Source organism: Arthrobacter sp. Y3221160, from assembly GCF_059092585.1.
The window spans coordinates 1,935,347-1,955,035 of sequence record NZ_JBNHHU010000001.1 but is presented as its reverse complement, the minus strand read 5'-3'; the positions used below and the strand labels follow the sequence as shown (position 1 = coordinate 1,955,035).

22 protein-coding genes and 1 pseudogene are annotated in these 19,689 nt (G+C 66.0%); 9 read left to right on the top strand and 14 right to left on the bottom strand.

The annotated features are described in order from the left end of the window. Positions 1-28 precede the first annotated feature (28 nt). The 4 genes and pseudogenes from ureC to AC5RWG_RS09065 form a co-directional block, all read right to left on the bottom strand. Positions 29-1,741: an urease subunit alpha gene (gene ureC / locus AC5RWG_RS09080; protein ID WP_494000933.1), complete on the bottom strand. Its 1,713-nt coding sequence runs from the start codon at positions 1,739-1,741 to the stop codon at positions 29-31. Between the two features lie 149 nt (positions 1,742-1,890). Continuing rightward, positions 1,891-2,325 (bottom strand): annotated as a pseudogene (locus tag AC5RWG_RS09075) (urease subunit beta); the annotation flags it as partial. 16 nt (positions 2,326-2,341) lie between these two features. Next, a complete protein-coding gene (locus AC5RWG_RS09070) occupies positions 2,342-2,644 on the bottom strand; it encodes an urease subunit gamma (protein ID WP_494000932.1) in 303 nt (100 codons plus the stop codon). Positions 2,645-2,871: 227 nt separating this feature from the next. After that, positions 2,872-3,885, bottom strand: a complete 1,014-nt coding sequence (locus tag AC5RWG_RS09065) for a squalene cyclase (protein WP_494166799.1) — start codon at positions 3,883-3,885, stop codon at positions 2,872-2,874. 248 nt (positions 3,886-4,133) lie between these two features. On the opposite strand from AC5RWG_RS09065, the gene AC5RWG_RS09060 reads away from it, so the two are divergent. Next, complete coding sequence (locus AC5RWG_RS09060) at positions 4,134-4,523, top strand: cupin domain-containing protein (RefSeq protein WP_494049309.1); 390 nt, start codon at positions 4,134-4,136, stop codon at positions 4,521-4,523. A 146-nt stretch (positions 4,524-4,669) separates the two neighbouring features. Here AC5RWG_RS09060 and AC5RWG_RS09055 read toward each other — a convergent pair whose 3' ends face one another. Continuing rightward, a complete protein-coding gene (locus AC5RWG_RS09055; protein ID WP_494013781.1) occupies positions 4,670-5,371 on the bottom strand; it encodes a dienelactone hydrolase family protein in 702 nt (233 codons plus the stop codon). Positions 5,372-5,497: 126 nt separating this feature from the next. Here AC5RWG_RS09055 and AC5RWG_RS09050 point away from each other — a divergent pair, with 126 nt between their 5' ends. Next, positions 5,498-6,082: a PepSY domain-containing protein gene (locus AC5RWG_RS09050; RefSeq protein WP_494025150.1), complete on the top strand. Its 585-nt coding sequence runs from the start codon at positions 5,498-5,500 to the stop codon at positions 6,080-6,082. 86 nt (positions 6,083-6,168) lie between these two features. On the opposite strand, the gene AC5RWG_RS09045 is transcribed toward AC5RWG_RS09050, so the two are convergent. After that, positions 6,169-7,854: an amidohydrolase gene (locus AC5RWG_RS09045; RefSeq protein WP_494076508.1), complete on the bottom strand. Its 1,686-nt coding sequence runs from the start codon at positions 7,852-7,854 to the stop codon at positions 6,169-6,171. A gap of 331 nt (positions 7,855-8,185) precedes the next feature. Between AC5RWG_RS09045 and AC5RWG_RS09040 the strand changes: the two genes are divergently transcribed. Then, positions 8,186-9,382 (top strand): MFS transporter, encoded by a 1,197-nt coding sequence (locus tag AC5RWG_RS09040; RefSeq protein ID WP_494076507.1) that lies wholly within the window; start codon positions 8,186-8,188, stop codon positions 9,380-9,382. Between the two features lie 110 nt (positions 9,383-9,492). Continuing rightward, on the top strand, positions 9,493-10,170 hold the full coding sequence (locus AC5RWG_RS09035; RefSeq protein WP_494166798.1) for a TetR/AcrR family transcriptional regulator C-terminal domain-containing protein: 678 nt from the start codon (positions 9,493-9,495) through the stop codon (positions 10,168-10,170). Between the two features lie 12 nt (positions 10,171-10,182). On the opposite strand, the gene AC5RWG_RS09030 is transcribed toward AC5RWG_RS09035, so the two are convergent. The 4 genes from AC5RWG_RS09030 to AC5RWG_RS09015 all read right to left on the bottom strand — a co-directional run bounded on the left by AC5RWG_RS09030 (position 10,183) and on the right by AC5RWG_RS09015 (position 12,912). After that, the gene (locus tag AC5RWG_RS09030; protein WP_494074647.1) at positions 10,183-11,163 is read right to left on the bottom strand and encodes a D-2-hydroxyacid dehydrogenase; all 981 of its coding nucleotides are present in this window, start codon (positions 11,161-11,163) and stop codon (positions 10,183-10,185) included. Continuing rightward, a complete protein-coding gene (locus tag AC5RWG_RS09025; RefSeq protein ID WP_494166797.1) occupies positions 11,163-11,852 on the bottom strand; it encodes a PspA/IM30 family protein in 690 nt (229 codons plus the stop codon). Before AC5RWG_RS09025 ends, AC5RWG_RS09030 begins: the two co-directional genes overlap by 1 nt. A 1-nt stretch (position 11,853) precedes the next feature. Continuing rightward, entirely contained in the window at positions 11,854-12,549 is a 696-nt protein-coding gene (locus AC5RWG_RS09020; RefSeq protein ID WP_494074648.1) for a hypothetical protein, read from the bottom strand. A gap of 156 nt (positions 12,550-12,705) precedes the next feature. Then, positions 12,706-12,912 carry a cold-shock protein gene (locus AC5RWG_RS09015; RefSeq protein WP_127512299.1) on the bottom strand — a complete coding sequence of 69 codons (207 nt, stop codon included), beginning with the start codon at positions 12,910-12,912 and terminating at the stop codon, positions 12,706-12,708. 303 nt (positions 12,913-13,215) lie between these two features. Between AC5RWG_RS09015 and AC5RWG_RS09010 the strand changes: the two genes are divergently transcribed. Beyond that, the gene (locus tag AC5RWG_RS09010; RefSeq protein WP_494074649.1) at positions 13,216-14,319 is read left to right on the top strand and encodes a fatty acid desaturase family protein; all 1,104 of its coding nucleotides are present in this window, start codon (positions 13,216-13,218) and stop codon (positions 14,317-14,319) included. A 73-nt stretch (positions 14,320-14,392) separates the two neighbouring features. Here the strand turns inward: AC5RWG_RS09010 and AC5RWG_RS09005 are convergent, their stop codons facing one another. The 4 genes from AC5RWG_RS09005 to AC5RWG_RS08990 all read right to left on the bottom strand — a co-directional run bounded on the left by AC5RWG_RS09005 (position 14,393) and on the right by AC5RWG_RS08990 (position 16,601). Next, positions 14,393-15,223, bottom strand: a complete 831-nt coding sequence (locus AC5RWG_RS09005; RefSeq protein WP_494076505.1) for an aldo/keto reductase — start codon at positions 15,221-15,223, stop codon at positions 14,393-14,395. Positions 15,224-15,254: 31 nt separating this feature from the next. Continuing rightward, the gene (locus AC5RWG_RS09000) at positions 15,255-15,686 is read right to left on the bottom strand and encodes a hotdog fold thioesterase (RefSeq protein ID WP_494076504.1); all 432 of its coding nucleotides are present in this window, start codon (positions 15,684-15,686) and stop codon (positions 15,255-15,257) included. A 104-nt stretch (positions 15,687-15,790) separates the two neighbouring features. Then, positions 15,791-16,084, bottom strand: a complete 294-nt coding sequence (locus tag AC5RWG_RS08995) for a DUF503 domain-containing protein (protein ID WP_494000918.1) — start codon at positions 16,082-16,084, stop codon at positions 15,791-15,793. Between the two features lie 10 nt (positions 16,085-16,094). After that, a complete protein-coding gene (locus AC5RWG_RS08990; RefSeq protein WP_494074651.1) occupies positions 16,095-16,601 on the bottom strand; it encodes a MarR family winged helix-turn-helix transcriptional regulator in 507 nt (168 codons plus the stop codon). A gap of 91 nt (positions 16,602-16,692) precedes the next feature. Between AC5RWG_RS08990 and AC5RWG_RS08985 the strand changes: the two genes are divergently transcribed. The 4 genes from AC5RWG_RS08985 (at position 16,693) to AC5RWG_RS08970 (ending at position 19,597) form a co-directional block, all read left to right on the top strand. Then, the gene (locus AC5RWG_RS08985) at positions 16,693-17,343 is read left to right on the top strand and encodes an NADPH-dependent F420 reductase (protein WP_494074652.1); all 651 of its coding nucleotides are present in this window, start codon (positions 16,693-16,695) and stop codon (positions 17,341-17,343) included. A 29-nt stretch (positions 17,344-17,372) separates the two neighbouring features. Next, complete coding sequence (locus AC5RWG_RS08980) at positions 17,373-18,416, top strand: LLM class flavin-dependent oxidoreductase (protein WP_494074653.1); 1,044 nt, start codon at positions 17,373-17,375, stop codon at positions 18,414-18,416. Between the two features lie 85 nt (positions 18,417-18,501). Further along, on the top strand, positions 18,502-19,299 hold the full coding sequence (locus tag AC5RWG_RS08975) for an NUDIX hydrolase (RefSeq protein WP_494166796.1): 798 nt from the start codon (positions 18,502-18,504) through the stop codon (positions 19,297-19,299). 70 nt (positions 19,300-19,369) lie between these two features. Further along, complete coding sequence (locus AC5RWG_RS08970; RefSeq protein WP_494013690.1) at positions 19,370-19,597, top strand: PLDc N-terminal domain-containing protein; 228 nt, start codon at positions 19,370-19,372, stop codon at positions 19,595-19,597. Positions 19,598-19,689 lie beyond the last annotated feature (92 nt).

Below are 19,689 nucleotides of genomic sequence, written 5' to 3'. Positions count from 1 at the left end.
ACTACGTCCTTTCAAGGTATGGCTCGGTTTAGAACAGGAAGTAGCGCTGGGCCATGGGGAGCACGGTCGAGGGCTCGCAGGTGGCTACTTCACCGTTGACCGTGACGGTGTAGGTTTGCGGGTCGACCTGGATGTCCGGCGTCTCCCCGTTGTACTTCAGGTCTGCCTTGGTCAGGGTGCGGATGCCGTGGGCCGCGCGGACGGTCCGGCGCAGGTTCAGTCGGTCCGGGATGCCCTCGTCGATGGCGATCTTCGGCATGAACGTGATCGAGGACGAGTGCACGGCGCTGCCCAACGCCCCGAAGTTGTGCCGCAGAGTCCGCGGCTGCGGGGTAGGGATGGAACCGTTCGCATCGCCCATGATGGACTGCACGATTTGTCCGCCCTTGATCACCATTTCCGGTTTGACGCCGAAGAAGGCCGGGTCCCACAGCACCAGGTCGGCGAACTTACCCACCTCGACGCTGCCGACGGAGTCGGCGATGCCGTGGGCGAGCGCGGGGTTGATGGTGTACTTGGCGACGTAACGCTTGAGCCGGAAGTTGTCGCCGATTTCCGGGTCTTGCTCGAACTTGCCGCGCTGGCGCTTCATGGCATCCGCCACCTGCCAGGTCCGCAGCACCATCTCGCCGACGCGGCCCATGGCCTGGGCGTCCGAGCTGGTGATCGAGAAGACGCCGAGGTCGTGCAGCACGTCTTCGGCGGCGATGGTCTCCTTGCGGATCCGGGAGTCGGCGAAGGCTACGTCTTCGGGGATGTCCGGGTTCAGGTGGTGGGCGACCATGAGCATGTCCAGATGCTCATCGAGCGTGTTGGTGGTGTAGGGCAGGGTCGGGTTGGTCGAAGCCGGCAGGACGTTGGGCAGCCCGGCGACGCGGATGATGTCCGGGGCGTGCCCGCCGCCGGCGCCTTCGGTGTGGAAGGTGTGGATCACGCGGCCGTCGATGGCGCGGATGGTGTCCTCCACGAAACCGCATTCGTTGAGGGTGTCCGCGTGGATGGCGACCTGCACGTCGAACTCGTCGGCGATCCGCAGCGACATGTCGATCGAGGAGGTTGTGGCGCCCCAGTCCTCGTGCACCTTGAAGCCGATGGCCCCGGCCCGGATTTGCTCGGCCAGCGGACCGCGCGCGCTGGCGTGGCCCTTGGCAAGCAGTCCGATGTTGATCGGCAGGTCGTCCACCGCCTGCAGCATCCGGCCGATGTGCCACGGCCCCGGCGTCACGGTGGTCGCCTTGGAGGCATCCGACGGCCCGGCGCCGCCGCCGATCAGGGTGGTGACGCCGTTCGCCAGGGCCACCGGCACCTGGTCGGGGCTGATGAAGTGCACGTGCGTATCGATGCCGCCGGCGGTGAGGATCTTGTGCTCCCCGGCGATCACGTCCGTCGCGGCACCAATGGTGATGTCGACGCCGTCGGAGATGTCCGGGTTGCCTGCCTTGCCGATCTTGAAGATGTGCCCGTCCCGCAGTGCCACGTCGGCCTTGTAGATGCCGCTGTAATCCAGCACGACGACGTTGGTGATGACCGTGTCCGGAATATCCTGGTCGCGGGTGCGCTGTCCGTTCTGGCCCATGCCGTCCCGGATGACCTTCCCGCCGCCAAAGACCACTTCCTCGCCGTAGCGGGTGTAGTCGTGTTCGATCTCCAGCAGCAGGTCGGTGTCCGCCAGCCGAATCGCATCGCCGGTAGTCGGCCCGTACATCTCCGCATAGTGCCTGCGGTTCATCTCGAAGCTCATCGCTGTTCCTCCCCGCCGCCGTCGGTCTTCTCCGCAGCATTTTGCTCGGTCTGCTCCGCGGCCTCGCCGCGTCCGCCCGCCTTCTTGGCGGCGCCGCCGGCCTTCGGGCCGCGGGATTCGTCGACCAGGTCCATGCCGTACGTGGTGTGGAAGCCGGCCGCCTCGACGCCGACGTTGGGCAGGTCGATGTCGTATTCGGCCGCCAGTTCGGGCTCGGCCTCGGCGTTGATGCCGGCGGTGCCGCCGATGGCGTCGGTGTAGGCCGGGGGGACGCTGGCGCCCAGCGACCCGTTCATGTGGTTCCGGAAGCCGTAGACCTCGCGGTTCCCGGCGATCTCCACCAGGTGCACGCTGCGCGCGTCACCGGGCTCGAATCGCACGGCCGTGCCCGCCGGAATGTCCAGCCGAAAGCCGCGCGCCGCGACCCGGTCCATATCGAGCGCCGGATTAACCTCGGCGAAGTGGTAATGCGAACCGACCTGAACCGGCCGGTCGCCCCGGTTGGTCACGTTCATGATGCGGGTCTCGGCGCCCTCGTTGCAGATGATGGGCTCGCCGCGCAGGATGTATTCTCCCGGTTTCATGGGTCTCTCCTCAGGCTCAGCGGATCGGGTTATGGACGGTGACCAGCTTGGTGCCGTCGGGGAAAGTGGCCTCGACCTGCACATCGGCGATCATCTCCGCCACGCCATCCATGACGTCGCCGCGGGAGAGGATCGTGGTCCCGTAGCTCATCAGGTCCGCGACGGTCCGGCCGTCGCGGGCGCCCTCGATCAGTTCATAGGTGATCAGGGCCACCGCTTCGGGATGGTTGAGTTTCAGGCCGCGCTGCTGGCGCCTTCGGGCAAGGTCGGCGGCGACCACAATCATGAGTTTTTCGTGCTCACGGGGCGTTAAATGCATGTAGAACTCCCTAGTCCGTAACAAAAAGAAGTGTCCACCCGTTATCTACAACCGGTCAGAGACTAGACCGGGAGGCCCGTGGATAAGGCAAGGATAGCCACGGAGATTGCACCCGGCAAATTGGTGGGAATCCGGTGGCATCACCGCCTCACAATTGATTGACATCGAGCTTCCCGGTGTCCTTCACACCCGGTCGGCTCGTCCTGCTGAAGCGACCGCGACCAAGGTCACACGGTCTCGGACCGGTAGCCCGGAGCAGGCGGGAGGGCTTCCGCCCCGTCCCACCAAGCGAGCGCGCGCGTGGCGTAGAACGTAAGCCACTTGGACGGCTCACCCGGCGGCACGTCGACGTCGAACCATACGCGGCCGGGGTGGCGGCGTTCCTGCAGCCAGGTGCTGTCCGGCTGGCGCGCGGCACGGATCACCTCCACGGCGTCGGCGAGCCGGGGATCGGGAGCCGTGCCGTCGTGGAGCGTGGCCGACCTGAAGTAATCCACGGCATTCAGTGCGCTGTAGAGCCAGCGGAACGGGTAGGCGAAATGCGCGGCCCAAGGCCCGACGAGTTCACCGGTCGACCGGGTGTACAGCAGCCGGCGTTCCAGCAGGTACTCTTCGCCGGCGTGGCGGGCGGCGCGGAGATCGTCCGAGCCCCCGGCGACGGACTCGTAGTACAGCAGCCCTTTCAAGGTGTTGAGTGTGGAATGGAAGGACGAGCGGGTGGAACCTTCGATCCATTCGCAGTTCCAGCCGCCGTCGGGCAGTTGGTGCTCGATGAACCAGGTGGCGATCCCGCCCACGTCCGCACCCAGCCAGGCGCCGTTGGCCAGGGTGAAGGCGTTGATGCAGCAGTCCACCTCGCCGTCCCAGTAGGGCAGGTTCTCGTATTCCCAGCGGCTATTGGCGGCAAGCAGGTCGGCCGTGCCGGCGAGCGCTGTTGCGTCGAGGCCCCAGTCCCGGAGGTAATTGAGCGACCAGGTTGTGGCGGTCCACGGCTGTCCGGCGCCCTCGGCCGCTTCCGGCCCCTGGAAGTCGAAGTCGCTGGGGAAATAGGCCCCGCCGGCCCACTGGCCATCGGGGTCTTGGTGCGCGAGCAGCCGCGCGCCGAAGCCCTCGGTGGCCACCTTCGCTTTTGTCGCGGCCCACCGTTCGGGGGGCGCATGTGCGAGGTCCCGTTCGACCTGCCAGCGCAGTGCCGGATCGGAGTCGAGCAGCCAGCCGACCAACGCCGCCTCGGGCTTCATGATCAACAGAGTAGCGGGCCCCGTAAAAGAACAACATGGCTTCGGTTCCCCGCCCCGCTCGGGGAGGGGAACCGAAGGACTGCGCTGGGCGGGCACGACGTCGTGGCCGGAGACCGCCGCCGCGGAAAAGTGGCCAGAGGCGGTCACAATGGGTGAATGCGATCACAGAGATGGGAGGCCCGGCCGGGGCAGCATGTTGAAGCCACCGATGCCGGACCTTATGGCCAACACGCGAACGGAGCGCCCTGATGAAGACACTGATTCCCGGATTGCCGCTGAATATCACCGACCTGACACTGGACCATCTGCCCGTGCCGGCTGCCCAAGTGGCCGAGGGCGCGCCGACTACCGGCCTGCATGGCCTGGGCCGGCTGGGCGACCTCGGCGTTGGCGTCTGGGAAATGTCCACCGGCAGCATGAACGATACGGAAGCCGATGAACTGTTTCTGGTCGTCTCCGGCAGCGCCACCGTGGCGTTCCACCACGACGACGCCCATGACGCCGCCGGGACGGCGGTCCCGTTGGCCCCAGGCTCCCTGATGCTGCTTTCGGCAGGGATGCGCACCACGTGGACGGTGCACGAAACCCTGCGGAAGCTCTATCTCACGCCAGAGCGGGAGTCATCCGAAGCGGAGTGATGCATCGGACTGCCCCATCCTGCCGGTCGGCTTCTCCGTCGGAGATGGTCTTGAAGCAGTGTGCGGCGGCCGTCCGAGCCTTGCGAGAGAAGGAAGGCGACGTCGGTGCCCGGGTGAGCACCGACGTCGTCCCATAATCCCCGAAGCTACTTGACCTTGTCCTTGAGGAACTGCACGGACCGGCTCCAGGCCAGCTTGGCCTCCTCGGGACGATAGTTGCCCTGCGGGTTCTCGTCGTTGTGGAAGGCGTGCGGGGCGTCGTAGAAGTAGTAGGTCACTTCCGCGCCGGACTCGCGGCGGATCTGCTCCTCCTGCGCCTTGGCCTTCTCCACCGGGTAGGACTTATCCTGTTCGCCGTAGTGGCCCTGGATGGCGGCGCGGACCCCTTCGTACGATGTGGGCACGCCCTGGCCGACGCCGTAGAACGGCACGGCCGCGCTGATGCGCTCTCCCTGCTGCGCGGCCAGCGCCAGCACAAAGCCGCCGCCCATGCAGAAACCGATGGCACCCACCGTGGAACTGGTGACTGACTCGTGGGCCAGCAGGTAGTCCACGGCGCCGGCCAGCAGCCGGGCGCCTTCCTCTTCCGGCAGCTTCGACATCATTGCGGCGGCTTCCTTGCCGTCGTGGGCGATACGTCCGCCGTAGAGGTCCGGTGCCAGCGCGACAAAACCTTCGGCGGCGAGGCGGTCGGCAACATCTCGGATGTGGTCCACCAGGCCCCACCACTCCTGGATGACGATGACGCCGGGGCCGGACCCGGACTCGGGTACGGCCAGATAACCATGGGCCTCGGTGCCTGCGGATTCGAAGGTGACGTTCTGGTACGTCGGGTTGTCGGCCAAAATCCTACTCCTGATCACTCGGGGGCATTCGATGCCAGTCTAGGACAGCGACACATGTTGTCGTGCTTGCCGGGGCGGCGGAGGGCCCGGGGCATGGCCAAGCCGGTTGCCGGGGCGGAGAATCGGTCTATGGAACAGCTGAGGAAGACTTTCATCGCCCTTTCGATGGCTGCCGGGCTGGCCGTTACAGTGTCGGCCTGTGACGCCACCGGAGACGACGTGTCCCAGCCCGAACCCGGCCAGGCCCAGCCGGCCGAAACCCCGGCCGGGGCCGGCAACCCGAGCCCTGGCGGCACAGGATCTGCCATGCCCGGTGAACGCAATGCGCGGGCCGCGGTCGAAACCGCGGTGAATGCCGTCCGCGGCAGTTCCGCGATCGAACTCGACTACAGCGACCGGCTTCAGGCCTGGGAGGTGGACGTCTTCGACGTCGATGCCGAGCTCGAGGTGCAGGTCTCGCCGGACGGCAGCGAGGTGCTTGAGCAACGGGAATCCGGGGGTGCCGAACCGGAGCAGGCCCGAGAGTTGGAGCAAACCAGGGTTTCCATGTCCGAGGCCCTTGTCACCGCCGCGGAAGCCGAATCTGGGAACGTGGACGAGGTGACGCTGGGGGATGAGGGCGGCCTCCCGGTCTGGGAGATTGAGATCGACCGCGAAGACGGCTCCAGCGCCGACGTGCTGATCGACGCCGTCACCGGTGAGCAGATCCGCTAAGTGGGGCGAACCTTCCGAAGGCCATTCGGGTGCTCCTTTGCCCTCGGGCCTTTACCCGGGGCCGAATCTGTCGTGGTGGCCACCTCTTATGCCCATGCCTGCTGGCGGTAGTGCACGGCGCGTCCGCCCACCATGGTCATGGCGGCAGCCACGGTGTGCAGGTCTTCTGAAGCCAGATCGAAGGGCTGGCGGTCCAGTACCACCAGGTCCGCCAACGCGCCCACCCGGAGCAGGCCGCCCTGATCAAGGCGGTTCAGCCTTGCTGAACCGGAAGTATAGGCGGCCATGGCAATCTCCAAGGCCAGGGCCTCGCTTGGTATGAGAGGCTCTTCCCCCGACATTTCGGGGCCGCGGCGGTTGACGGCCACATGGATAGCCTGCCAAGGGTCGGGGGTGGAGACCGGCCAATCCGATCCCATTGCCAAAGCGGCGCCGGAGGAGACGAGGGAGTTGAAGGGGTATTGCCAGCCAGCCCTCTCGAGTCCGAGGATCGGCAAGGTCAACTCGGTCATCTGCTCGTCATTCTGCGCCCAGAAGGCCTGGGCGTTGGCTGTGACTCCGAGTCTGGCGAAGCGCGGCACATCCTGCGGGTGGACAATCTGGATGTGTGCCATATGGTGCCGTCTGGCGGTGCCGCCTGTGTTGGTGTTGCGGGCGTGCTCGATGGCATCGAGCCCGTCGCGCACCGCGCGGTCTCCAATGACGTGCATGTGCAGGTCAAAGCCCGCACCGTCCAATGCTGCGACCGCATCAAGGAGCACTTCCCTGGGCATATACGTCAGGCCGCGGGAGTCCGCTGCGCCGTGGTCGTTGGAACCTCCGGTGCAGGTGCACGGGCGAAGGTAGGGATCCAGCATCGCCGCTGTCTGATTCTCAGCCACCCCGTCCACCATGATCTTGGCGCTCGTGGTGGTGAAGCCCGCAGCTCCGTTCTCCCGTCGCCGTTCTTCGAATCCTTCCACCAGCTCCGCGAGGTTGCCCGACGTTGTGGTGCGCGGCACCCACAAAGCTCCTGTGGCCCGTGCGGTGAGCATGCCGTTTCCGGCCAGCTGCCGGTATATCCGGCTGACGTCCGGGTAGCCTGCATAGTCCCCAAGGATCGCTTCCTGCCAGCCCGTGACGCCTTGCGCGTGCAGGAATCGCTGTGCCTCGAGCAGTGCTTCGGCCAGTTCCGCATCGGTGGGTTCCGGCACCAGCTTGCCCACAAGGTCCATGGCACCCTCATGCAGAGTGCCGGTGGGGTTACCGTCGCTGTCCCGTTCCAGCCGCCCATCAGCAGGGTCCGGTGTGCGGGCATCGATGCCGGCCAGCTGAAGGGCCCGGGAGTTGACCCAGGCCCCGTGGTGGTCTCGGTTAAGGAGAAACACCGGCCGGTCTGCAACGACCTCGTCCAACTGCTCCTTGCGAGGGGCGCCGCCGTGGAAGTCGGCCATGGACCAACCACCACCGGTGATCCACTCCTTGTCGGGATTACCTGCGGCGTATTCCCGCACAGTGGCGAGCGCGGCCTTTGCCCCTGAGACCTCCGACAGGTCACAGCTGAGTCGTTCAATCCCGCCGTAAACGGCGTGTACGTGGGCGTCGGTAAAACCCGGGCACAGCAGCCTTCCGCGCAGATCTAGCGTTTCCGCCGCTTTCCCGGCCGCGGCACGCACCTCATCGTCCGTGCCGACGTCCGTGATCCGCCCGCCGGTCACGGCGACTGCGGTAACGTCCGGTCGCAGGCGCACCCCGTCGAAGATCCTGCCGGAGTGGAATACCCAGTCGGTCATGCTGCTCCTTTGCGGTCCTTTCCTGGGCCGGCGGCTTTTCCTCGACCCGCTGCTCGTCTCCGCCGGGGATGGTGTCAGGTGCGAATGATGAGCAGGTGCACATCATGAGACAGGCAATCAGCCGCAAAGTCAACATCGTTGACTTTGCTTGGGTGACACTCTTCGGGCCCGCGGCGCGCCCGGAGCAGGACTGTGATCCAGATCACAACCGGGACTGTTGTGGTGAAGTGGGTCACTATGCCACTCTTCAGTCAGCGCCGTTGACAACGCCGTTGACTTTACCGACAGGTGTCGATCGCTCCACTAGCCTTAACCCCTCGAAGGGAAACACATGCTTCCGACCAGTTCCATCCCACCTCTCACGCCCAGGGTAGTTATTGGATTTCTTGGCACCTGGGTGATGGCTCTGCTTGCGGCCAACCTTGTACCCGTGCTGATCGGGGCGCTCATTGCGGACCTCGGCATGTCCATCACTGCGGCCTCTGCGCTGGCCACGGCAATGTCACTGGGCACCGCAGCAAGCATTTTCGCCTGTACCAAGTTGGTCGCGAAGGGAGACCGTCCCAGAGTTGCCCGAATAGGCCTGCTGGTTATGGCCCTCGGTTTCGGTGTGGGCGCCGCGACTCTGAACGAGACCGCCGTTGGCATCGGTGTTGTGCTTGCGGGCATCGGCGCCGGCACAGTGGTGGCTGCCGGTACCGCAGCTTCCGCTGCGACCCGTGATCCGGACAAGACCGTCAACATAGTCATGATCGTCAACCGCTTGGCTGCTGCGGCACTTCTGGCTATCGTGCCGGTCCTCGGCAGCGACCTCCGCACGATTCTGCTCATCCTGACGGCAGTAGGGCTGGTCGGACTGCTCGCCGCCGGAGGATTGCCCAACGTGCCCATCGAGGTAGCCCAGAAACCCGTCTCGGGGCGCCAGATCGGGATCAAGGCCATCATTTTGGCGTTGGTTTTTGGGCTTTGGAGCATGACCGAAGACCTCGTCTACGCCATCTCCGGTGTGATTGGCACTGAATATGCCGGGATGACACTCGAGGACCTTTCCCTCGTCCTTTCGCTCAGCGTTGTCGGCGGTCTCGCGGGCGCGCTGCTTTCCCCGCTTGCCCTGAAGCTCCTGGGCCGATCGCTGGCCATCGGACTGATAATCACCATCGGATCCATCTGCAAATACCTGGTCTTGACAGCCGACGAAGCAACCACAATGTCGGCAGGCATTGTCGTGGCTGGAACGATGTACGGCGCCGTGCTGGCGCTGGTCTTCGCGCTGGCCGCGCGGATGGATCTATCAGGCCGCGTGGCAACCCTGGTCACGGGCGTTTACATCGTCGGCGTTGCACTGGGACCGGTCGTCGGCGGCAGCCTGATCGGTATCATCAGCACGGATGCTTTGGGACTGGCCATCGGTATTCCCAGCCTCATTTTCGGAGTGCTGCTGTACGCAGTATCCCGCGCCAGCGGTGTTGCGGAGCGTGGTGGTGAAATCCTCGAGTCAGTGAGGACCCAACAGGACGCAGTCGTGTAGCTGGGGAACAGTGAACGGCGAGAATCCGTCTCCGCCCTCCTCCACCTGACACCACGGCATCCGATGTGCGAGGCTACAGGTGTGGCGCACATCTTGGGGCGGGAAACCTAATGGGGGCAGAGGCGGAACTCGCTCATCCCCGGCAGCGGGCAAAAGGGCTCAATCGCGAAATCATCATCGATGCCTGCCTGCAGCTGACTGACGAGTCCGGTGCTTCCGCACTAACGTTCCGCCGCATCGGGCGAGCCCTGGGCGCGGACCCCACCGCACTGTACAGACACTTTAAAGACAAAGACGAACTGCTTCTGGCGCTGACAGACCGTCTGATCGGCGAAGCCCTCCGTGATTTTGAGCCAACCCAATCCTGGCGAGAGGACATCCGGGAGTTGCTCATTCGCGGGCGCAGGGCCTACCTGGCACATCCCCAAGTGGCTGCCCTCGCCGCCGTGCGTGTGACGCGACAAGAGTCCGAGATGCGCTTCGTGGAGACGATCCTCGCCACCTTACGAAAAGCAGGATTCGAGGGTGACGACGTTGTCAAAATTTACCGGGCTTGCGCCGACTTTATGCTCGCCTGGACAGGTTTCAGTGCTGCCCTGAAGTTACTGGGCGAGAAGTCGGCAACGGACGTTCGGGCTTGGGCAGAAGCCTACGCCCAAGCTCCGGCCGGCCGCTTCCCGAACGCTGCGGCTGCTGCAGCCTCCATGTCAGCTATCGACGACGACGAGAACTTCCTATTCGCGCTGGACCTGCTGCTTGACGGCATTGAAGCCCGCTTAGCCGGGTAGCGCCCTGCTCGTTCAGGATCCTGCGGGCGCCGCGAAACCCAGCGTCTTGTCGATGATGTTCTCCAACGGCTGCTGCCGGGTGTAGCGGGCGAAATTGTCCGCGAACTGCCCGGCCAGCTGGGGCAGCCAGCCACGGGCATCACCGCTGAGGTGCGGCGAAATGATCACGTTGTCCATCTTCCAGAGCGCGTGGTCGGCCGGCAGCGGCTCGGTTTCAAACACGTCCAGGGCGGCCCCGGCGATGGCGCCGGATCGCAGCGCCGCCACCAGGGCGTCGGTGTCCACGCACGCCCCGCGGCCCACGTTCACCAGCCGGGCCGTGGGCTTCATGGCCTCCAGCACGGCTGCGTCGACGAGGTGCCGGGTCTCTTCGGTCAGCGGTGCCACCATCACCACCCAGTCGAAGGTTCCGACGACGGCGGCGAGTTCCGACGACGCGTACACCTCGCCGAAGTCCGCGTCGTCGCTGCGGGCAGTGCGCCCGGCCCCGGCAACGTGCAGGCCGAGGGCCTTGAGCACGCGCGCGATCTCGCGTCCAATGGCACCGGTGCCCACGATGAGGGCGCGGCCGGACTCCAGTCGTTCGGTCTCACGGTGCCGCCAGGTGCGCTCCCGCTGCAAAGACAGCAGACCTGGCAGGTCCTTGGCGAAGGCGAGCATCCCGGCGAGGACGAATTCGGCGATCGGCCGGTCGAAGATGCCGCGGGCGTTGGTAACCACCACGCCTGAATCCCGCAGTTCCTGGAACAGGAGCTTGTCCACGCCGGCGGCGGCCACATGAATCCACTCCAGCGAGCCGGCCGCATGCCAGGCGTCCTCCAGCGCGGGGGAGAAAAAATCCCAGAGGAACAGCACCTGGGCGCCGTTCAAGGCTTCCTCCAGGTCGTCCGCGGTGGCGTAACGCACCTCCGCGGCGGCCTCCACGTCCTCCATGCCCGGCGGCAGGTGGTCTTTGTACAGGACGGTGACGACGGGTCTGGCGGCTGCGGCCATCAGGCTCCCGGCGCCTTGTTGCGCCGCGACTTCAGCGCGCCCAGCTGGTCGTCAACTTCCGTGCTGGCCTCCAGCCATTCGAAGGCCTCCTGCACTTGCGGCGAGTCCGGGTCCGACCATGCGATTTCGTTGCGGGCGGATGCCTCGGCCTCGATGCGACGGGTCTCCCGCTCGGCATCCCGGGCAGCGGACTGCATTCCGGTTGCGCTGCCGGCTGCCGCCGAGGCGGCCTGCTGCATGCCGAGCGTGGCCTGAGCGACGTTGTGGCGTGCCTGGAGGGTCTGGTACCGCAGGCGGCTCTCGTCTATCCGCGAGGACAGGCGGGCGAGCTCCCCGTCCAACCGGCGCCACTGATCGGCCATGCGCTCATATTGCCGGGCGAGGGTTTCCACGCGCTTCGACGCCGTAATGCTCCGGTGCAGGAACTCGCGGGCCCCGTCGTCGTCGCCGCGGGCCACGCACTCTTCGGCCTGGCGGTCGCAGTACGCCTGCTCTGCTTTGGCCTCATCCAACAGCAGCCCGATGCGGCGGCAGTCGGCCGCGATGTCCGCGACGCTGCGGCGGGCCTGGTCCACCGCTTCGGACTGCTGCTGCTGGCTGGCCTCTATGGCCGCCAGGGGATCGACCGGAGTCTCCTTGGCCGCGCGGTTGGCGCGGATGATGCGTCCAAGGCGGTGCTTGATGGACACGTTAGCTCCTCATGGGATCGGGCCGACGCCGCGCCGGGGCGGGCTGGCGGCGCGGCGGGCCGGACCGAAGGTGGGGCGGGACGGCGGGGCTGAGCCCGTCGCGGACACCGCGGTAGGCCGAGGACCATGCGTGCAGCGCCTCGATTTCCCGAGACAAATGCCGCCCGGCCAGTTCCAGCTGTTCGGCGTCGGCAGAGTACCCGGCTTCCACCAGGTGTTGCCGCAGTTGGCCCGACAGCCGGGTGAGTTGTTCGGTCCGCCCGCCCAGGCTGGCGGCGAGGGAGCGTTTGACCTCCGGGACCGGCTCGCCTTCCGCCAACTTCAGCTGTTCGTCCAGGGACCGGGAAGCCGTTTCAAGCCTGGCGGCCACCAGCGGCAGTTCCCCGACGGGGCGGCCCTCCGCCCGAGCGGAGGCGAGTGTCCGTTCCGTCGCTTCCGCCGAGCGCTGCAATCCGAGCCGCTGGCGGGCCAGGCGGCGGCCGGCGGCGTCCTTGCTGAAACTGCGGACGGTGAGCGACCCCCGGCGCAGCCCGTTCCGCAACCGGCGGGAGCGCCGGATCCTGCGGATCACCAGCCAAACGCTCACCGCCGCGGCCGTCCCGACGCACAGCACGGCGATGCCGGTGAACATCAGGATTTGCATGACCATGTCGGCCAAAAAGGTTCCGGTACTGGCGGGCACTGGTGTCAAGGGCATGCCTCAAGTTTGCCCCCGGATGAGCGGTTCCTGCCAGTGGGAGTGAATTGCCGGGCAAAACGGCGGGGCAAAACAGCCGGGCACAACAATGGAGCCGGTTCCCGTACGGGAACCGGCTCCATTGGAAAAGACTAGAGCGGCGTTGCCGCTGCCGTCTTAGAGGCCGCGGATGTTGGCAGCCTGCAGGCCCTTGGGGCCCTGCACGGTTTCGAATTCGACCTTCTGGTCTTCACGCAGTTCGCGGTATCCGCCACTGTTCTCGATAGCCGAGTAGTGAGCGAAAACGTCGGCCGAGCCGTCGTCCGGAGCGATGAAGCCGAAGCCCTTTTCAGAGTTAAACCACTTGACGGTTCCAGTTGCCATTTTGTACTCCTCCGAGTATTTACACGGCCCGCGGACTTCACGGGTCGCTTGCAGCGGTGTTTTTCGTCCGCCGTTCAGAGAAGCACAAACCCTTCGGTGAAGGGCCTGTTGCTCAAAATCAAATGCGCAACACAACAACTACAAAAATTACTGTACAGGACTTTGGCCGGGAATCCGAACGGCGCTACCACGGCACCCCCTGTTCAGGGCGCGTTCAGGTTGTTATCGTAAAGTGATCTTCATCTACGGGGCACTCGCCCTATTCCGCGGCTGGGAAGTCGGACCCGAACCACTGAAGGCTGCATGAGCATATCTGTATCTCCACCGACAACTTCTACCCGTAGCAAGCGCGGTTCTTCCGCCGCCAGCGGCTACTCCCAGCTGTTGAGCACCGTGCGGGATGCAGGTCTGCTGCGAAAGCGCAGGGGGTTCTACATCAGCCTCTTTGTTGCACTGGCGCTGGGGCTGGCGGGCGCGGTCACCGGATTCGTACTGCTTGGCGACAGCTGGTTCCAGCTGTTGATTGCCGGCGCACTGGGCATCCTGTTCACGCAGTTGGCGTTCCTGGCCCATGAGGCCGCCCACCGGCAGGTCTTCGAAACCGGTCCGGCCAACGACCGCGCCGGAAGGTTCCTGGCCAACGCCGTCGTGGGCATCAGCTACCAGTGGTGGATGAACAAACACACCCGGCACCACGGCAACCCGAACACCATCGGGAAAGACCCGGACATCGAGCAGGACACCGTCTCCTTCCTGCCCGAACAGGCTGCCGAACGCCGCGGCCTGATGGCCTGGTTCACCCGCCGGCAGGGCTACCTGTTCTTCCCGCTGCTGATGCTCGAGGGCATCAACCTGCACGCCACCTCCATCAGGTCGCTGTTTGCGCGCGGCCCCGTCAAGGGCCGCAAGCGGGAAATTTCCGTGCTGTTCGCGCGGCTCACTCTTTATATCGCGGCCATCTTCTTCTTCCTCCCGCCCGGCATCGCGTTCGCGTTCCTCGGAGTGCAGTTGGCCGTCTTCGGGGTCTACATGGGTGCGTCCTTCGCGCCGAACCACAAGGGCATGCCGCTGATCCCCAAGGACTCGAAGGTGGACTTCCTCAGCCGCCAGGTCCTGACCAGCCGCAACATCGTCGGCCGCACCCCCGGGGGAAGCGGCGCCATCAACGCGCTCATGGGCGGGCTCAACTACCAGGTGGAGCACCACCTGTTCCCGAGCATGCCGCGGCCCAACCTGGCCAAGGCCGCCCGGATCGTGCGCGAATACTGCGCCAGCCACAGCATCCCGTACACCGAAACGTCGCTGCCCAAGTCCTACGGCATCGTGGTCCGGTACCTGAACAAGGTTGGCCTGTCGGCGCGGGACCCGTTCGACTGCCCGATGGTGGCCGAGTACCGCCGGCTCTAGCGCTCAGCCTCTTGCGCTCAGCAGGTTCCCTACGGTTGCCGGTGTCCAACGCGGACACCGGCAACCGTCGTTTCTAGAGCTGCGTGAAGGCTGCCGTGGCCGGGTCCGCGCCGATGCGACCGCCTGCGTCAAGCGCCGTGATCGCGGCCAGGTCCTCCGCATCGAGCGTGAGCCGTGCCGCGGTCAGATTTTTCGCTATCCGGTCCGGGTTGGCGGACTTTGGGATCACGATGTTGCCGTTGGCCAGGTGCCAGGCGAGCACCACCTGGGCCGGGGTCGCCAGATACTTTGCCGCGATGGCGATGACCGTCCGGCTCTCCAAATCGGCGCCCTGGCCCAGAGGGCTGTAGGCCTCGACGGCGATGCCGTGCCGGCGGCTGAGCGCCGCCACTTCGCGCTGCTGGAAGGTCGGGTGGATCTCGATCTGGTTGACCGCCGGCACCATGCCTCCGGCGGCCAGCAGGGTCTGTAGATGCTCGGACAGGAAGTTGGAGATGCCGATGGCCCGGCTGAGGCCTTCGGCGTAGAGTTCTTCGAGCGCCTGCCACGCCTGCACGTACAGGTTCTGCGAGGGCACCGGCCAGTGGATCAAGTACAGGTCCACGAAGTCCAAGCCGAGTTCGCGCAGGCTGTTATCAAAAGCCCGGCGGGCGTCGGCCTGTTCGCCGTTGCGGAGCTTGGTGGTGATGAACAGTTCCTCGCGCGGAATACCGCTGGATCTGATCGCCGCCCCCACGCCGGACTCGTTGCGGTAGGCGGCGGCGGTGTCGATGTGGCGGTAACCGGCCTCCAGCGCAGCTTCAACGGCCCGCTGCGTTTCAGCCGGCGGCACCTTGAAGACGCCGAAGCCCAGCTGCGGGATGCTGACGCCGTTGTTGAGATCGATCGCGGGCACTGCGGACATCGGAAATGCTCCTTTGGTGCAGGGGGGGAAACTACTTCTTCGGGACCAGCACGCCGTAGACGCGCATCTCGGCCAAGTGCTGGCCGTCATGGTCGTGAATGGAGATATCCACGATGTTGTTCCGGCCATAGCGGGTACGTTCGACGCCGGTGGCGACCAGGCGGGCTTCGGCCGCGCCGGGCGCAATGTATGTTATTTCCGCCTGACGGGAGACCGACGGCCGGCCCAGTGACTCGCAAACGAACGCGAAGCACGTATCGCCGAGCGTAAACAGGTAGCCGCCGTGCAGGATGTGGTGGCCGTTCAGCATGTAGTCCTGGACGCCCATGGACATCACCACGCGGCCCTCGTCGGCCTCGAGCACCTCGATGCCAAGGTGTTGCGACGCTTTGTCGGAGGCATAGCGGTGGCGGACAAGCTCCTCGACGGTGGAAAACTGCTCGTCGGTGGCGGGGGTAGTCAACAGAGCCTCCGGATGTGGCACGGATCATGGGCGTGACCAACGCTACCAAGATCCACGCCGGTCGATGCGCACGGCGGCCTGCAGGCAGCGGCGCGGGGCCGGGCTCAGTCGTCGCTTGAGTGTATTTTCCGCCGCGTGCTGAGCAGGTCCACGCCGGGGCGGTAGGCAATGTAGTTCTCGGCCGTGTCCAGCACCTGGACCACATGGGCCCGGTCGCCGCCTACGAGCCCGATGCCCAGCTCGGCCCGCCGGTAGAGGTTCTGTTGGCCGACTTCCGCCACTGAGACATCGAACCGCTTCCGCACCTCGGCGATGATCGGCCGCAGCACGGAACGCTTTTCCTTGAGCGAGTGCACGTCGCCCAGGAGCAGGTCGAACTCAATCCAGCCGATCCACATGCTGACGAGTCTAGGGCAGGTGGTCCATCGCCTCGCACGGGCTGGAGTTCGGCTGCGCGCGGTGGATTCCCATGGCCAACACCTCGACCAAGGCGGAAAGCGTGCGCACGTCCTCCGGCGACAGGCCGGAGAGCAGGTCCTGCTCGGCACGTGCGACGCGGACCTCAAGCTCCGAAAGTGCGGCCCGTCCCTGCGCGGTGGGGACGATTTTCCGTGCGCGCCGATCGTTGGCGGCGGGGATGCGCTCCACCAGCCGGGCGGCCACGAGTTTATCGAGGATGTAGGTCAGTACGGTGCGGTCAATCGCCAAGTGGGCCCCGAGGGCCTGCTGGTTCGGCGGGTCCCGATGAACGACGGCGGAGAGGATCTGGTAGCCGCGGATGCCTTCCGGCATGCCGGTGACGGCCTCCTCGAAATTTGACTGGTACCCGCGCAGGACCATGCCGAGGTTCCAGCCGAAGTCGCCGGGAACCGGGCTGTGCGTCCTGTCTGCTGTGGCGGCTCGTTCTCCTGTCATGCCTCTCATGATAACTAATCATGCGAAGTTGCACAGATAATCTGCGATGAATATAGTCTGTCGGACAGCATATAGGCAGACTGGAGTTGAAATGAAGCTTGGCACCGTTGGCATCCTGGGGGCCGGCCGCGTGGGCACGGCCCTCGCCAGACAGGCGCTCAAGGCCGGCTACCGGGTGAAGATCGCAACGTCCAAGCCGGCTGCAGAGATCGCCTTGCTGACGGAAATCATCACGCCGGGGGCGGAGCCGGTCGACGCCGCAGAAGTGGGGGAGGCGGACCTGGTTCTCGCCGCGATCCCGCTGCACCGTTACCGCACGCTGGATCCGGGCCGGTTGGCCGGCAAGACCGTGATCGATGCGATGAACTACTGGGCACCGACCGACGGCGTGATCCGCGATTTTGAGAACGACCCGCGCGGCAGCAGCGAGGTCGTCCAGGATTTCCTGGCGGGCGCGCGACTGGTGAAAACCCTGAACCACATCGGGTACCGGGAACTCGAAGAGGAGGGCCGCGATCCGGGTTCCGCCGACCGCCGAGCCTTGGCTCTTGCCGGCGATCACGACGACGCCAAATCCCTGGTCGCGGCCTTCATCGATCGCCTGGGTTACGACCCGGTCGATGCCGGCCCGCTCTCGGCCGGCCGCGCCTTCCAGCCGGGGACCCGCATTTTCAACGCCGCCCATGCCGCCGACGAGCTCCGAGGCCTCTTGGCGGAGGCCACCGAACCGGCGTGTCGATGACGGCATCAACAGGCAGAACAGGACAAGACATGGAAATCGGTGCCTACAGCTTCGGCGACACGCAGCTCAATCCGGACGGCAGCCAGCGGGAGACGTCGGAGGCCATCCGTAACCTCTTTGAGGCGATCCTCCACGCCGACACGGTTGGCTTGGATTACTTCGGGATCGGCGAGCACCACACCACCAGCATGCCCGCGTCCTCGCCGGGCGCGATCGTCGCCGCGGCCGCGGCCGCCACGCAGCAGATCCGGCTCGGGAGCGCCGCCAGCATCATCTCCACGGACGACCCCGTTCGTGTGTTCCAGCAGTTCTCCACGGCGGACGCGATTTCCGGGGGCGGCCGCGTCGAGATCACCGCGGGCCGCGGTTCCTCGGTGGAAACATTTCCGCTGTTCGGCTACGACCTGGGCGACTACGACGAGTTATATGCGCAGAAGCTGGATCTGCTGATGGCCATCAACAACAGCCGCGCCCCCGAAGTGACGTGGAGCGGATCCCGGCGGCCGCCCATCGCGGACCTAGCCGTCGTGCCGCGCCCTGCCGCCGGGCCGCTGCCCATCTGGCTGGCCACCGGGGGCAACGCCGGTTCTTCCGCCCGGGCCGGGCAGCTCGGACTGCCCGTCTCCTACGGGATTATCGGCGGAGCCCCGCACCGGTTCGCTCCACTGGCCGAGCTTTACCGGCGCACCGCGGCCCAGGCCGGCCACAGCGGTCCGCAGATCAAGGTTTCCGTTGCCGCCCTCGGGCTGGTGGCGCCGAGCAAGCAGGAGGCCCTCGACCGGTTCTACCCCGGCTGGCACAACCTCAACGTGGAAATGGGTCGGCTGCGCGGCTGGCCCGCACCCGACAAGCGCGCTTTCCTGGCCCAGGCCGAGGCCCCGGGCGCCTATTACGTCGGCGATCCGGACGACGTGGCCGAGCGGATTGCCCACCTCCACGGATACCTCGGACATGTGCGCCACTTCCTGCAGACCGACATCGGCGGGCTGCCGCACGAGCACCTGATCGACTCCATCACGCTGCTGGCCACCGAGGTCAAGCCGCGGGTTGAGCGGCTGCTGTCCCGGAAGTAGACACGACGCGCCGCCGTCGCGCCCCGCTGGCCATATCTATCCGCGGCTCGAAGCGACGCCTCCGCCGCCGTCCTAAGCTAAGGGCGTGGATAAAGCGTTGGACAGACAAACGGACCAGGCAGAGTTGGCGGCAACAGTCATCCTGCTGCGCGACGGCCCGGAGGGACTGGAAGTCCTGATGCTGGAACGCCCCGGCGGTGGATCCTTCGCGGGGGCCTGGGTATTCCCCGGCGGCAAGGTGGACCCGGGGGACTACCGTGCCGCCGACGCCGAAGTCGATGCCGAAGCCGATGCCGAAGCCGAAGCCGAAGCCGACGCCGAAGCCAAAGCGGGCATCGGCACAGAGGCCGGCGGCGCCGTCGAACGTGACCAGGGTCGGCAGTTGGCGGCGGCAAAGATCGCAGGGGCGCGCGAGACCTTCGAGGAGACCGGCCTGCGGATCGCCGGTCAGGACCTGGTACACCTATCCAACTGGGTACCCCGCCACAGCCTGGTCCGCCGCTTCCAAACATGGTTTTTCGCGGCAGCGGCGCCGGTCGGCGAGGTCGTGCTCAACGACGGCGAGCTGGCCGGCTTCGCCTGGATGCGGCCCGGCGAAGCGCTCCGCCGGCATGAGACGGGGCTGATGCGGCTGGTCCCGCCGACCTGGGTAACCCTGCATGAACTGGGCCGCTTCAACACCGTGGCGGACGCACTGGCAGCCGCTCGGAACACGGAGCCTTTCAACTATGAGAGCCACGTGATTGACGACCCGGCCAGCGGACAGGTCATCGTGTGGGCGGGCGACCCTGCCTACCCCGGTTCCGGGCCGGCGGCGGCCGCCGGGGCCAGGCACCGGCTCTCCACCGCCTCGCTGCCCTGGCGGTACGAAAGGCATCGCTAGGCCCCTGCGCCGCCGGCCCGGCACGCCTACACTTGAGGCACCTGCTGCCACAACCGACCGGGAGGCCGCCATGAAGAAAGCCATGAAGAAGAAGTCCTTGAGGGATTTGAGCGGGGGGCAGCGGCTGCGTGTAGCCACCATGGCCGGGCTGCAGCTTGTCTTGCAGACGGCCGCTCTGAAGGACCTGAAGAAGCGCCCGGCCGCCCTGGTCAACGGGCCGAAGCCGGTGTGGTTTGCCGCGTCCTTCCTCAACTTCATCGGCCCGGCGGCCTACTTCCTGCTCGGGCGAAAGCGCTGAACTCCTCTGCACAAACCGTTGATCTATTCAATTCAGGGGTGTTAGAGACCGTCGCGCAGTGTTGCCTGCGTAACGATGGCCTAGAGTGTTTG